Below are 12,270 nucleotides of genomic sequence, written 5' to 3'. Positions count from 1 at the left end.
CTAGCTTAATGATTCTAGCTAACAGATACAGCGCATACTTTACGCGTCTGCTTTTAGCTTCTGCGCAGCTCGTTTAGCAAAATAAGTTAGGATGCCATCAGCGCCCGCACGCTTAATACACAATAGCGACTCCATCATTACCGCATCAAGATCCAGCCAGCCATTTTCAGCAGCAGCCACATGCATTGCATATTCACCACTCACCTGATAAACAAACGTGGGCACCTGCAGCTCAGATTTGACTCTGCGAACAATATCCAAATAAGGCATGCCCGGCTTGACCATCACCATGTCAGCCCCTTCCTTTAGATCAAGCGCAACCTCATGAATTGCTTCATCAGTATTGGCAGGATCCATCTGATAGCTGTTTTTGTTACCTTTACCGAGATTTGCAGAAGAACCGACTGCATCCCTGAACGGCCCATAGTAGGCCGACGCGTATTTGGCAGCATAGGACAGAATTCGCGTGTTGATGTGCTGATTTTCTTCCAAAACAGCTCTGATTTCGCCTATCCTGCCATCCATCATGTCAGAAGGCGCAACGATGTCAGCCCCTGCCTCGGCATGGGATAGCGCCTGTTTTTTCAGTGCCTCTACCGTTTCATCATTCAAAACATAGCCGCTATCATCAATAATGCCGTCTTGCCCATGGGTCGTAAAGGGGTCAAGCGCCACATCTGTTATCACGCCTAATTCAGGAAACTGTGCTTTCAATGCCCGTACGGCTCGCTGTGCAATACCCTGAGGATTCCACGCCTCCTTTGCATCAAGAGACTTGGCCTCAAGCGGCGTCACAGGAAACAACGCAACGGCCGGGATACCCAACGCCACAAGCTCCTCTGCCTCTTTTAACAGCAGGTCTATGCTCAGCCGCTCAACTCCAGGCATTGAAGGAACAGCTTCGCGCTGGTTCTCGCCATCAAGCACAAAAACCGGGTAGATTAGATCATCTACACTGAGTTTATTTTCTTGCATCAGACGGCGAGAAAAACCGTCAAAACGCATTCGGCGCATACGCGTTGCAGGAAACTGTCGTTGATTACCTTGAGACACTGATTTCTCCAGAATTCTAATTAATCACTATGTGAGAGGATAATATGTGAGCATAGCAAACGAGCGAACAAGCCATCATTGATATGCGGCAAGCAAGCCTTTATCGAAGGTTATCCGAAGCATACGTGATAGGAAAAAATAAATCACTATTGCGGCCAATAATGCTCAGCGGCTAACAAACAGAATTGGCCCAGCCCGATACTACCAGCCCGATACTAATAGTTGATTGCCAGGCTTTCGGGCTGGCTATTCGTCAGTTGTAAGTGCTGCCCATAGCTGGCATAAGTGATGTCAAAAAGGAATGCAGCCACCACCACAACCAAACCGCATACAAAACAGCCTACACCGCATAACTGAAAACCTAATATTCGGCGTCGCTGGCGCACATCATCGACCATTGATGACCAGTGACTAAAAGACGATGGCTCAGAGATTAGCAATCTGGCTCTGCCATTACGGCCCCTTTTGTCCTGCTCTTGGCAGCAGTCATCCTGACAGCGATAGTACGCGCCAATAATAAACAAACAAAACGTAAGTATCAGCGAAGCGAAGCAGATATGGGCAAACGACAGCCCAACCTCCGAGAACATTGCTCCAGCCATCAGCCCGGAAATAAGTGCAGTCAGCATCAGAATCAACATCATAGTCGGGCGTCCAACCCGGTTGTGGTGTCGTCTTGAGCGGCTAAACCTCAACTCAAGGGTTTCACCAACATGATATTGCCCTGGCTTTTCACAGTCGATCATAGTGAAACGAACAGGCTCACCATTAGAAAAGTATTGAACAACCGGATAAATGCCATACTGGCTGCTTCTGTGAGCGCTCAATTGTGAGGCATAGAGATTAAGACTTGGTGAAGCTAAACGTTGTTGCAGACCAGAATAGCGATGCAGAAACGCATGCTGCATCGAAACGACAGCCCCTCTAACCGTGTAGCCACTAGACAGAAACCGCACATAGTCCCTGGTGAGAAACCACCCTGCAGCCAGCAGGGTTAAGCCCATAGCAAGTATAAAAACGTCCATTGTTTCATCCTTGTTGCTGATGCTGCCAGGCAGCATTGACTTCATATTGTTATGGGCCAAGAGTATAAATAAGGTCTTCGACTCATACAACATTCTGTGACGAAACACTCAGCAAAAGTGTCAACCAGAACGCACTATTTTAGCTATCCGCAATACGATCCAGCGCTTTAACTCGACGAATTTCAACCTCTGAAAAGTGACGAGCACGCAGCTCGTTAATCTGCGGCCCCAAATCCTGTTCACTGAGACCTGATTTTTCCAGCTGCTGCTTCTCCGCACGATATTGCTGTAAACGTTGGTCCCAAGCCGCACGTTTTTCGTCCAGCGCCGCAAGCCTTGCAGCCCCCTCTTCTCCAAACTCTTGAGCCCTCAGCTGATGAATTTCAGCGGGCGATGCGTTGTTATTTTTAAGCCTGGCTTCTTCGGCTGCATAACGTTGATACTGAGTTGCCTCAGCCCGTTGTTCTCTAACGTGCTCCGGCAACATCTGTTCCAACTGTGCCATTTTATTCGCTTTTTCTGCCTCCGAAAGCCCACTATTATGCATTACAGTAAGCCTTTCCAGGGTATAACGATCAATCGCCTCTTCCTCTGCAAAAAATGCCTCTACAACACTGTCACTCATATGTGCTCGACGAGCATTAAACATCGCATCCAACCGTTCCGTTAACTGGGGGATTTGAGACTCGCTGAATGACATCGGGTTGAACTCCCCATACTGTTGTTCGAGTTCATACAGCGCAGTTTTGTAGGAGAGGTAATCCTGCAGGATGGCAAGTGCCTGCGATCTTGCAGGCTCTTGTAGCTGGGTCGAGATCGAACGGTGGATCCGGGCAGTGATTTCAGCGAGAGATTCTTCGCCAACTGTTGCCATAAAATAATCGAAATACCGTTTAATGCCGATCTCAACAATAAGGTTCCCCTCGTCATCAACTCTAAACCCGCCGTCAACCTCTGTTCCCCGCAACGAGCTTGGCAAGTCGGTATTCGATACGTCTATTTTGTTGGCTTCCTGTAGCAGCCTCTCTGCCACCATAGAGGCATTCCCTGCATTCTCTTTCACTTTCGCAGCAGAAAATTTCCTAGCCGAAGAGTTAGAGGGAGATTGGTCAAGGCTGTTAGGCATTGCCGCAACGTCAGACGCCGGATCACCACCCTGCCACAAATAGGCAGCAATAGAAGCAATAATCAGAACAGGAAGAGTCCATTTCAAGTAGTTCATGAGTAACCTATTTTTTATTTTTATCCATCAAACATATATAAAGAAAACGACGCCAATATGAACGTTCGTACCAGGATAATGACTATAAAGAATATTTCAGAACTAAAAAAGGGTGCATGTCGCACCCTGAGGAGTCAATTCTATGGGAATAGAAAGACAAAAGAACGAAAGCAGAACAATACCTGCTTTAGAATTTTTTCATTGCTTGCTAGATAGGCGCAGAGCCATAACTCATTGATGGCTTGCGCGGAGGATCAGCGCGCACATTGTTATCTACTTGGGTTACCTGACCGCCGCTATTTAAGAACGCTTCAACATCGCTCATTAACTGAGAGCGAACCTGAGCACGATCTGCTAAAGACAACGCCTCTGCATCATCTTTCTTTTTTGTTTTAGTATTAGTTTCTACTTCTGTTTCAAACATATGCATACCCCAACTATCGATCTTATTATTAAACCACTACTAAACATAGCTGCCATATAAAGACGTTTTAGCTATAAAATTTATTGTATTTATAGCTCACCTTAACGCCTGCGCCACAAAAAACGGACAACTTGTTTGTATTTTTTTGTATCTTTTTGTGTCAAATTTATGATACTTAACAGCCTGTTGGGGGCATTATATAAAGTGGGCGGCGAACTATTCAATATAAAACACTGTAATAGCTGACTTTTTTGTCATTTATTTTTAAACAACTGTTTGATTTTGACGCTCTGCCCACATGTTCACTGTTAGCCTTGGGGTTGCTGGTATAGCTCAGCCTGCATTTCTTGAGAAAGCGCCTTGATTTTCGGAATGATGGTTTGCATCTGCTGCTGAGCGAGCCCCATTGACTTTTGCATAAGCCGAGGCATCTTTGAGATTAGCTTTTTGCCGACAGGAGAATTGTAAAAATCAACCAGCTCCTTCAACTCTTCTTCTGAGAAAACATCTACGTAAACATCAATAAACTGGCCCTTTAGCTTGTTCCACGACATCTCTTCTTCCAGTATTTTATTCAGCCGCTGCTGATACTTTTCAGCCTCTGCCTGCCTCTCTTCCGGTACATTCATTTGCTTAACCGTCTGAGCAAACATTGCATTAACCTGTTTTGACATATTCTCTAATACTGCATCTGCTTGTGACGCTTTAAGCATCTCTTCAGCCAAAGCTCTCTGTTTCGCTTCATCTGCGCTTGCCACTGAGGCAACCAGTAGTAACGCGATCATTGCCAGTTTTTTGTACATCATGTACTCCCATATGAGTGTTGGATTACGCCGAAATAGCTCATTTGTATGATTCCACAATTCAAACTCATTTATCCAGAGAGATTAACGAATATTAATTTCGGACGCACATTGGCAACGCATGATGACTCTATCGATCACTCAATCTGAACTGCAAGCCTGCTCACTAAGTTGTGAAAAATATCGAATGAACTAAAAAAGGGCCGTGGTGATAGCGAAAACTTAAGGCGCAGGCTGCTGGATCGAGCATGCAAGCAGCTTTTCTCGCATTCGCTGCAAACCTTTTTCTCGTGCATAACGCACATTTCGCTCTGGGATGCGCTCGGGGTTACTGATACCCTCAAGCGCTCGCTCAATGCTCTCTTCACGAATCAGGTGAAGCGCCGGGTAGGGAGATCGGTTGGTATAATTGGCAGGGTCGTCGCCTATTGAATCAGCAAAGCAGTACTCAGGGTGAAAACTGGCAAGTTGATAGATGCCTTCATATCCATTTGCAGCCAATAGACTATTCGCTATTTCAGTGAGCGAGAGAAAGCCCTGAAAATCAGAGAAGCCGGAGGGATAAATCACAATCGTGGTTTCGATTTCCGCGTCATCATCCAACTTTATGCACTCAGCTATCAGTGCCATCAGCCCGTTTTCCAGCGCTGACTCTTCCTGCCCGACAGATCCCTCGTTCATGCAACGAGCCACGCAATAACGAACAGTATCGTTGTCCACTTCCTTTCTGGCAAACGGGCAGAAGTTGTCACCCACAACCACAGATGAGACCCAAGCTTTTGTATGCTCAATAACTTGCTCATCAGAGAGCATAGCGGCTGTCATTCCGAGTTACCAAAAGAGTTATGATATTTATGCAAGAAACAGGTAAAGGCCTGCTATCACTGCGTATGCGACTATACACCAGTTGAGCCGGGCAATGTTTTTGACCATTTGGGTTTTGTGGTCGGTTTTTAAATAAGCCAACAAACCAAACGCAGTAATAACCAAGGTAATTTCGGCAAAAAATACACCGAGAACAGTTGACGCCTGGGTACTTCCGCCCCAGAGCTGAATGTAGGATGTAAAGGTAATCAGTGTGCCGAAAACCATAAAAAATGCGGGGACAATCGACGCAACCAGCCACACCGTCTGTTTCTGGGGTTTATCAACGATATTTTCTTGAATCATTTAATCTACTACCTTAATAAAGACCACTCTGGAGCATTATACGAAGCGGTGGCCAACTTACCTTGACTCAGGTTATGAAACATGAAAAGAAGAAGAGGTGGTAGTTTTTATTTGTTATCTTCTGTTAATTAGCATTTTTGCTTATACCAGAGTAACAATGCCCGAACAGCCCTCCGAAGCCGTTCACCCAGCTCTTTTTTCCCCGTTAGCGAGCACTCGGATACTATCTCATCGGGGTTATTTTTCTGAACCACTCGCCGGACAAGAATAGGTGCTTCTTCAGCATCAAGAACGCCAGCAGAACCATGTATAAGCGCGTTCATTACAAGCTTAAACACCGCAAAACTGCAACTTTCATACATCCGCTGATGCTCAGAAAACACCGTCAAGTCATCAATATCTCTTTTACTCAGGGTGTATTCTAACTGAAAATTGGAATGCAACAGCCGCTGTATAATGCCGACGTCAAGCCCTCTAAAGCTGCCACTCAAGTCATAAATAAACTGCTCGGTAAAACGCTGCTGTGCCTCTTTGCGTAGCGCCTCAGCCGCACTGGAAACGGGGTTCATCACAATCACCGAATGCGTTCCACTGGCCGCATCTCGCTGAAACCCGAGCCGCAATACTGAAAAGCCAGCACTCAACCAGAAATCCAGCAGATCAGAAGTGGCACCAAAACTGGCTCCGATATAGTCCGCCTCATCATTACGGGCATACTTGAATACTTCATGAAGCAGTCGCCGCCCCAGACCAAAGCGGTGCAGTTTGGGGTGAACCGCTATACGCATCACCCGGTGGCCTATAAGGTTTGTCGCCTCATGAAAGCCGCTAAAGCTCGATAGTGATTGAGGTATTAAATGCCCTCTTGGCCGGCGACGCCCCTGCCAAATCATATCCCCCGTCGCCCTGTCCAGGCCACCTTCGCGAGCCACCAGCACCACAGCCACAACACAGGCACCATCAAACAGGGCCGCAATACGCAGTGAAGGGCCGTCTAGCAGCATTCTTAAGTCTTCAGGACTTGTGCGATAATGCGCCAAAACCAGCAGACCAAAGATTTGGTTAAGCAGCGCTTCATCCTGCGCCAGCGCCTCCTGTTCAAGCCACCGGCAAACAACAGAATCAGGCTCAAGAGATTTTCCCTCTTCAGGCTCTGAGGGCGAGGCATTTAATAGCAGGGAGTGAAAAACAAGCTGCTCAAGAGGGTCACCTTCCGCCCAACGGATAGGCGACTTAAGATGCAGAGACTGCCATTGAGGCGTTAGCTGATCCAGCACTTTGATGAAACGAACAGCAAACCCTCTTCCAGTCCCCTCGTAGCCATGAATAGTCGACGCGTAGACAATCCTGGAATAACGCTTCAACAACGCCTCTAACATTGGAGCAGGAATCGCAGCAGCCTCATCAACCAACACCAAATCTGCATCAGGCGACGCCGATATCAACTCATCAGGTGCGACAAAAGTAACCTCATTAACAGCATCCCCTTTGCTGGAGAATTTGGATCCATGACGCTTACCCGCCGGAAATTGCTTCTGCAGCATCAAGAAAGCGCTTTCTACAGAGTCAATAAAGGGCGCTGTCAGGATAATACGGGTCAGCCCTTGCCCTATCAGTTTAGCCGCTGCTATCCCTAGCGCTGCGCTTTTGCCCCTTCCTCGGTCAGAAGTTATCACCAATGGCCTTCGGCGATGCCCCGTCACCACCTTGCAAACAGCAGTGACCGCATGCTTTTGGTCTAACGTCAAACAGCCATCAAACTGCAAACGTTCAGAGCGCGGTTCAGCCTGAGCAATAGTCACAGAATCACAGGTGACAGGCTGCCCTTGATTCACGGTCAGAGCATGCTCTGAGGCGCAGATCGCATTCGCAACACGGGCAATAAATCGATGGTCTAGTTCGGAGCGACAAAAAGGCGGAGAGGTAACACGATCATAGTCTGGGTCATCATAGGCAGACCATTGGTTCAAGTTTGGTGCTAATAGAATAAACAACCCTCCTGACTGCAACGTGCCACTGATGGCACCAAAACCGTCAGGGTGAAAACCCGCATAGGCGTCCATAACAATGAGTTTTCGCTCGCTACCTAAGTGGCGTATGGCTTTTTTAGCGGGGGTAACATCGATATCAAGCGCTTGAGTATCATGACCGGACTTCAGCTCATCAGTCAGCCAGAGGGCAGAACCACCCCCTAATTGTTTGATAATCAACAGAGCCAAGTCTACCGCCCAAGCCCTGTCACCGGATAGAACCAGCAACCGTCTTTGTCTCGCAAGCTCCGCTTGCTGTTTTAACGCGATGACCGCAGCCAGGTAGTGCTCGTTATCCAAAGTTTTTACTCGATGTTATTACTTCAAGGGGCTGGTCTCCCCTCTCCATGCAACGCTTTTTGGGGTTGGCTGTAGAGCCCACCTTCACGACGCAATACCGTGCGCTTTCAGCACATTTATAAACGTTTCCGGCTCGGGGCGAACACGGTAGTTATCGGTCAAATCTGCGAATATTATAGTGCCTTTCTTGTCGGTAATCAGCACCGTGGGCATAACCGTATCACTGTCATATCCCAGCACCTCCATCCCTTTAGGGGTACCATTTTCAGCGCTAATACCCAGTATTTTTGCAGCATGATTATTTTTATCAACTAAAAACTTAAAAGGTACATTGAATTTCTCGGCTAACCCTCGGGTATTTTCATGGGGCTGAGGGCTAATCAACGCGACAGTGGCTCCCAATTCAGCCAGCGCCTGATACTGACCCGCGACTTCTTTAATCTGTGCCATACACAAAGGACACCAATTGCCACGATAAAAAATTAATAGTGCAGGTTGGCCCAGCAAGGACTCTGATAAAACCGTGTTTCCCGATTCGTCTTCCAGCTGAAATCCGGGCAACGCTTCTCCCGGTTTTAGAAATTCAGCCTCACTGCGCTGGAAGCGCGAATACCAGTAAACATAAACGCCGATACCCATTACCCCCACACCCAATGCATACACTAGCTGCCAAATAAAGGACGCCCCTCCCCAGCCTAAAACAACAGCAAGCAGCGCACCAACGCCGCTCAAGGCCTGAAACGCAATTAGATTTGGGCTGGTACGAACAACATCAGCCAGAAAAAGTCTGACAAAAAAGAACATCATCGGCCAAACAGCAACCGCCACGCCAGTCCATCCACTATTGATGCCCAACTCCCACAAGCCCACTACTGAGTGAATGGTCGCCACGACCAGCAAAGTAACATAGCTGGAAATAAACACAGATTTAAGCAAGTTATTCATAGTTTGTTATCCTGATGACTAAAAGTGATTGTTTTTGCTAACCCAAAACAGCCAGTGACAGTTTGATCATTTGATGCATCTCGGCTTCATCGCGCCCTTCCCTCGCAGCAACGCGTAACCCTTTCGTCAGCGTCATAAAAAATGCCGCCAGCGCTTTAGTGTCTGATTCAGGCCCCAGATAACCACTGGCTTTTGCAGACTCGAAACAGGTTTGAAACGCCAACTCTATCTCCTGCAGTTTATTTGCAGCGGCAGATGCCAGTTCGTCATCCAGCCCGGACTGCTCCAGTACTGTATTAACCAACATGCACCCTCTTCGCCGCTGCTCATCTGACAGCGAAAACAAAACCAGCTGATAAAACTGAGTTATCGCAATCTTGGGGTCTGCTATCTGCAACAAAGGCTGGCACGCCATGCGCCCCAGTTCCGAGAACTGCTCCAGCGCCAGCAAAAAAAGCGTCCGTTTGTCGCCATATGCCGAATACATGCTGCTCCTGTTTAACCCCATACAATCGAGTATTTGTTGGACTGATGTTCCTTCGTAACCTTGCTGCCAGAACAACTGGGTCACATCGGCCAGCGCTTTCTGTTTGTTAAATGTTCGAGGTCGCATATTCACCTGCTCGTGTTAGCCAGCATCCAAATAAAGTAACGGATATTTTGGAACAATCATTCCAATACCTGCAATTAGATCATAAGGGAACGATCATTCCAATACTAAAATACATCTAGCACCTTGACTCAATAGTGTGAACAATGATTCACTTATTAAATTATGAATATAAATTCAAACTATTGATAACGGCGAATGAGACAGAACGAATGGCTTACCGTGAAACAGTTAAAACAAAAACAAAAAAAGCGGAAATCAGAAACAAAATTTTATTATCAACCCGCAACCTTGTTTTGAAGGGCGGTTTTCGCGAAGCCACGGTCAGTGCAATTGCACAAGATGCAAACGTAGCAACAGGCACGGTTTACCGGCACTTCCCATCCAAGTCCGAACTGTTTTCCGAAGTGTTTCGCACCGCAACAGACATTGAAGTAAGCAAAGTTGCTGAAGCAATCAATTTGGATGACACCGTCAGCAAACGCCTTATAGCGGCGGTTAACTGTTTTTCAAAACGGGCCTTGAAAGCCCCCCAGCTTGCATGGGCACTCATTGCCGAGCCCGTTGACCCGGTTGTTGACGCTGATCGGCTAACCTATCGGCAAGCCTACGCAGAGCTGTTTGAGCAGTTAATCGACGAAGGTATTCAATCAGGTGAACTCCCCAAACAAAACCCATCCATAACAGCAGCGGCATTGGTTGGTGTGATGGCAGAGTCGTTGGTCGGGCCTCTCTCTCCGCCCGGCAGAATAAAACTGCATAACTCCCAACAACACGCGCCAGCGTGCGCACACTCACAAACAACCAATAAAGATGTCGTTATCGACAAAGATGCCCTAATCAATTCAATTTCACGATTCTGCGTTCAAGCAGTGACAGGCCAGGAATACTCCTCATGAAAACACATTCAACAGATCCAAATCGCTACTTCGCCAACACTCACACCGTCGAAAACCAGCCGCCTGAACTTGAGAATATAAACCTTTTCGAGCAGGACATCGCGCTAAAAGAAGCGGTGGAGAGAGAAGGTGCGGGCTGGGCCATAGATGAAATATCGGCATTCGGGCAAAAAGTGGGTGAGGCAAAATATATCGAGCTCGGGTTCCAGGCAAACGAGAACAAACCGGTGCTTCACACCCATAACCGCTTTGGACACAGGGTTGACGAGGTAAAATTTCACCCGGCTTATCATCAGCTAATGAAAAGCTCAATTGAAAACGGCCTCCACTCATCCCCCTGGACAAACCCTAAGCCGGGCGCGCATGTTGCCAGAAGCGCAAAATGCTACCTCCAATCACAAATAGAGGCTGCCCACGGCTGTCCAATTACCATGACCTTTGCGTCGATCCCATCACTCAGGCGACAACCTGACTTAGCCAAAATTTGGGAGCCACTCATCACTTCTCGCCAGTATGATGAGTCAAACCAGCCAGTCTCTCTTAAACAGGGCGTCACGATAGGTATGGCGATGACAGAGAAACAGGGAGGCTCTGACGTAAGAGCCAACTCGACCAAAGCTTACCCGGTTGGCCAGCCAGGGGGTGGTCAGCTCTACGAACTGGTCGGGCATAAGTACTTTGTGTCTGCCCCTATGTGCGATGCATTTCTGGTTCTTGCTCAGGCCCCAAACGGGCTGTCTTGTTTTTTAGTTCCCCGCTGGAACGAAGATGGCAGTAAAAACCCGCTTCAAGTACTGCGATTGAAAGATAAAATGGGTAATGTCGCCAACGCATCCAGTGAAACCGAACTGCGTGGCGCATTAGGCTGGATGGTCGGAGAAGAAGGACAAGGCGTCAGAACCATTATCGAAATGGTGTCACTGACCCGTTTTGATTGCATGATGGGGTCATCGTCTGGCCAGCGACTTGCCGTTGCTCACGCTACCCATCACTGTCATTACCGTAGCGCATTCGGGGCCAAACTGGACCAGCAGCCGCTAATGCAAAATGTACTCGCCGACTTAGCGCTTGAGCAGGAAGGGTCACTTGCGTTTACCATGCGCATGGCGCGTGCACTGGATAATCAGCATGATGAGTCTGAACAACTGCTCATGCGCCTGGGCACAGCGGTTGGCAAATACTGGATCTGCAAGCGCACCCCTAACCATGCCTATGAAGCAATGGAGTGTATCGGGGGCAGCGGTGTGATGGAAAACAGTATCTTCCCCAGAATGTTTCGAGAGTCCCCCGTCAATGCCATTTGGGAAGGGAGTGGAAACGTGCAGTGCCTGGACGTACTGCGCGTGATGTCAAAAGCGCCCGCTGCAGTTGAAGCATTTTTTGATGAAATAGACCGGTCAAAAGGAGCCAACAGTACCCTTGATAATTACGTGCTGAATCTTAAACAAGCGTTTACCGACCTGAGTAATATAGAGTACCGCGCTCGAAACATTGTTGATCGTTTAGCCCTAGCCATACAAGGTTCATTACTGGTGCGTAACGCCCCCTCAGCGGTTAGCGATCTTTTTTGCGCATCCCGCCTGACCAGCAACGGCGGCCACAACATTGGTACGATGCCATTAAGCGGAGATTGCGCCGCGATCATTGACAGAGCAAGACCCAATGTTGGCTGCTAAACAAACGGCACGACATTAGTATAAATCGACCGCGATACAAGAGCGCCTTCGGGCGCTTAATCTGTGACTTTTTACGCCAGCCCCCAATCTAACGTTTATTTAACTTGAAAGCA

The 12,270-nt window shown here is 47.8% G+C and carries 12 protein-coding genes; 2 read left to right on the top strand and 10 right to left on the bottom strand.

All coding sequences use genetic code 11. The features are described 5' to 3' along the window. Positions 1-39: 39 nt before the first annotated feature. From hemB to MY523_RS21500, 10 genes are all read right to left on the bottom strand, one after another. A complete protein-coding gene (gene hemB / locus MY523_RS21545; RefSeq protein ID WP_250658863.1) occupies positions 40-1,014 on the bottom strand; it encodes a porphobilinogen synthase in 975 nt (324 codons plus the stop codon). A 254-nt stretch (positions 1,015-1,268) separates the two neighbouring features. Continuing rightward, positions 1,269-2,078, bottom strand: a complete 810-nt coding sequence (locus MY523_RS21540) for a DUF3592 domain-containing protein (RefSeq protein WP_250656723.1) — start codon at positions 2,076-2,078, stop codon at positions 1,269-1,271. Between the two features lie 139 nt (positions 2,079-2,217). After that, a complete protein-coding gene (locus MY523_RS21535; protein WP_250656722.1) occupies positions 2,218-3,300 on the bottom strand; it encodes a lipase secretion chaperone in 1,083 nt (360 codons plus the stop codon). A 208-nt stretch (positions 3,301-3,508) separates the two neighbouring features. Further along, positions 3,509-3,724: a hypothetical protein gene (locus MY523_RS21530; RefSeq protein ID WP_250656721.1), complete on the bottom strand. Its 216-nt coding sequence runs from the start codon at positions 3,722-3,724 to the stop codon at positions 3,509-3,511. 308 nt (positions 3,725-4,032) lie between these two features. After that, entirely contained in the window at positions 4,033-4,530 is a 498-nt protein-coding gene (locus MY523_RS21525) for a DUF2059 domain-containing protein (protein WP_250656720.1), read from the bottom strand. A 219-nt stretch (positions 4,531-4,749) separates the two neighbouring features. Next, on the bottom strand, positions 4,750-5,352 hold the full coding sequence (locus tag MY523_RS21520; RefSeq protein ID WP_250656719.1) for a DUF1415 domain-containing protein: 603 nt from the start codon (positions 5,350-5,352) through the stop codon (positions 4,750-4,752). Positions 5,353-5,379: 27 nt separating this feature from the next. After that, entirely contained in the window at positions 5,380-5,697 is a 318-nt protein-coding gene (locus MY523_RS21515; RefSeq protein WP_250656718.1) for a hypothetical protein, read from the bottom strand. 128 nt (positions 5,698-5,825) lie between these two features. Then, positions 5,826-8,027 (bottom strand): tRNA(Met) cytidine acetyltransferase TmcA, encoded by a 2,202-nt coding sequence (locus MY523_RS21510; RefSeq protein WP_250656717.1) that lies wholly within the window; start codon positions 8,025-8,027, stop codon positions 5,826-5,828. An 84-nt stretch (positions 8,028-8,111) separates the two neighbouring features. Further along, the gene (locus MY523_RS21505; protein ID WP_250656716.1) at positions 8,112-8,972 is read right to left on the bottom strand and encodes a peroxiredoxin family protein; all 861 of its coding nucleotides are present in this window, start codon (positions 8,970-8,972) and stop codon (positions 8,112-8,114) included. 37 nt (positions 8,973-9,009) lie between these two features. Beyond that, positions 9,010-9,585: a TetR/AcrR family transcriptional regulator gene (locus MY523_RS21500; RefSeq protein WP_250656715.1), complete on the bottom strand. Its 576-nt coding sequence runs from the start codon at positions 9,583-9,585 to the stop codon at positions 9,010-9,012. Between the two features lie 143 nt (positions 9,586-9,728). On the opposite strand from MY523_RS21500, the gene MY523_RS21495 reads away from it, so the two are divergent. Together MY523_RS21495 and MY523_RS21490 are read left to right on the top strand one after the other, a co-directional pair. After that, positions 9,729-10,481, top strand: coding sequence for a TetR/AcrR family transcriptional regulator (locus MY523_RS21495; RefSeq protein WP_250656714.1), 753 nt, complete (start codon positions 9,729-9,731; stop codon positions 10,479-10,481). Beyond that, positions 10,478-12,157 (top strand): acyl-CoA dehydrogenase family protein, encoded by a 1,680-nt coding sequence (locus MY523_RS21490; RefSeq protein ID WP_250656713.1) that lies wholly within the window; start codon positions 10,478-10,480, stop codon positions 12,155-12,157. The genes MY523_RS21495 and MY523_RS21490 overlap by 4 nt, the downstream gene beginning before the upstream one ends. The last annotated feature ends 113 nt before the right edge of the window (positions 12,158-12,270 follow it).

This window comes from Alkalimarinus coralli, from assembly GCF_023650515.1.
In the GTDB taxonomy this organism is placed as follows: domain Bacteria; phylum Pseudomonadota; class Gammaproteobacteria; order Pseudomonadales; family Oleiphilaceae; genus Alkalimarinus; species Alkalimarinus coralli.
This window is presented reverse-complemented; position numbering and strand designations above follow the sequence as displayed.